Here is a 2,323-nt window from a genome sequence, read left to right as displayed (position 1 = left end):
CGCGACCTCGGCGCCACCGCGGACTGGACCGTCCGGCCGGTCGACGGCGAGGCCGGGCTGGCCGCGATGCCGGCCGACGTGGTCCGCCCGGACGCGCTGCCCGGTGCGCTGCCGGCCACCGTCCCCGGCGCGGTGCACCTCGACCTGATGGCGGCCGGGCAGCTGGTCGACCCGCTGGTCGGGCTGAACGAGGCGCAGGTGCAGTGGGTCGGACGGCTGGACTGGGAGTGCCGGGCCGTCGTCGAGGTCGCCGCGGACGAGCTGGACGGGCCGGCGTCCCTGGTGTTCGAGGGACTGGACACCGTGGCGACCGTGCACCTCAACGGCACCCGCGTGCACACGAGCGAGAACATGCACCGCTCCTGGCGGGTCGACGTCACCGGGGTGCTGCGGCCCGGCGCGAACGAGCTCACGGTCCGCTTCGACTCCGCCCTGGTGCACGCCGAGGAGCTGCAGCGCACCCGCGGCGCCTGGCCCAACGACTACCCCCACCCCTACAACCAGATCCGCAAGCACGCCTCCTCCTTCGGCTGGGACTGGGGGCCGACGCTGGTCGGGGCCGGGCTGTGGCGCCCGGTCACCCTCGAGGTGGTGCCGACCGCCGCGCTGACCGGGCTGCAGGTGCGCACCGAGGTGCCCGCGCCCGCCGCCGGGGAGGAGCCGACCACCGCCGACGGCACGGTGCACGTGGTGGCCGACGTCGTCGTCGCCGCGGACGCCGCCGCCGAGCTGGTGGTCCGCGGTCCGGGCGGCGGGGTGGAGCGGTTCGCCGTCCCCACCGGGTCGGGGCCGCGGACGGTGCGCGCCGAGCTGGCCGTGGCCGACGTCGAGCTGTGGTTCCCCACCGGCTACGGCCCCGCCACCCTGCACGACGTGGACGTCGACCTCGTCGTCGACGGCCGCGTGGTCGACACCCGGCACCGCCGCACCGGCTTCCGCTCGGTCGTCCTCGACACCACCCGCGACCGCCACGGGCGGGCCTGCACGCTGGTGGTCAACGGGCGTCCCGTGTTCGCCAAGGGGTTCAACTGGATCCCCGACGACCCGTTCCCCACCCGCACCACCGCCGCGGAGTACGTGGCCCGGCTGGAGCAGGCGCAGGCCGCCGGGGCCAACCTGGTCCGGGTCTGGGGCGGCGGGCTGTTCGAGGACGAGACCTTCTACCGCTGCGCCGACGAGCGCGGGCTGCTGGTCTGGCAGGACTTCCTGCTGGCCTGCGCCGGCTACCCCGAGGAGGAGCCGCTGCGCTCGGAGGTCGAGGCCGAGGCCCGCGAGGCCGTCCGCCGGCTCTCGGCCCACCCGAGCGTGGTGCTGTGGAACGGCGGCAACGAGAACCTGCTCGGCCACAGCGACTGGGGCTGGCCGCAGAAGCTGGACGGGCGCCCCTGGGGCGAGTGGTACGCCCGCGAGCTGTTCCCGGCCGTGGTCGCCGAGCTCGACCCGGGCACGCCGTACCTGGTCAACAGCCCGCACTCCTCCGACGAGGTGACGCCGAACTTCCCCGGCGAGGGCACCACCCACCAGTGGGACACCTGGAACCGCCTGGACCACCGCCACTACCGCGACGCCGTCCCCCGCTTCGCCGCCGAGTACGGCTGGCAGGCCCCCGCCACGCTGCCCACCCTGCGCACCGCACTCGGTGCTGACGCGCAGCGCTGGGACTCCCCGGAGTTCCTGGCCCACCAGAAGCAGACCGGCGGCGGGCAGCGGCTGGTCGACCGGCTGGCCGGGCACGTCGCCGACCTCGACCGGCTGCTCGCACCGGAGGCGTTCGCCGACTTCCACCTGGCCACCTCGCTCAACCAGGCCGAGGCGCTGCGGACCGCGATCGAGCACCTGCGCTCGTGGTGGCCGCGGTGCGCTGGCAGCGTGGTCTGGCAGCTCAACGACTGCTGGCCGGTGAGCTCCTGGGCGGTGGTGGACGGCCACGGCGTCCCCAAGCTGGGCTGGTACGCCGCCCGCGCGGCCCACGCCGACCGGCTGCTCACCGTGCAGCCCCGCGAGGACGGGCTGTCGCTGGTGCTGGTCAACGACACCGACGAGCCGTGGACGGCCGAGGCGGTGGTGCGCCGCTGCGACCTCGACGGCACCGAGCGGGCCCGCACCACCGTCCCCGCCGAGGTGGCGCCGCGCTCGACCAGCACGCACCTGCTGCCGGTCGCCGTCAGCGCGCCCTGGCACCAGCGCCGCGAGCTGCTGGTGGCCGAGGTGGCGGGTCTGCCCGGCCGGGCGGCGTCCCGCAGCGTGTGGCGGTTCGCCGACCGGGGACGGCTCGAGCTGGCCCCCGGCCGGCGCACCGCCGAGCTGCTGCCGGCCGAGGCCG

The 2,323-nt window shown here is 76.1% G+C and carries 1 protein-coding gene; it reads left to right on the top strand.

Features of this window, described 5'->3' with window-relative positions; genetic code table 11:
* Positions 1–2,323: glycoside hydrolase family 2 protein (locus DVA66_RS19515; protein ID WP_114561480.1), on the top strand; the 2,323-nt coding region annotated here is incomplete at both ends.

The organism is Desertihabitans aurantiacus, from assembly GCF_003344635.1.
Lineage (GTDB): Bacteria > Actinomycetota > Actinomycetes > Propionibacteriales > Propionibacteriaceae > Desertihabitans > Desertihabitans aurantiacus.
The sequence above is the reverse complement of the archived record's forward strand: the minus strand, read 5'-3'. Positions and strand labels throughout refer to the sequence as shown.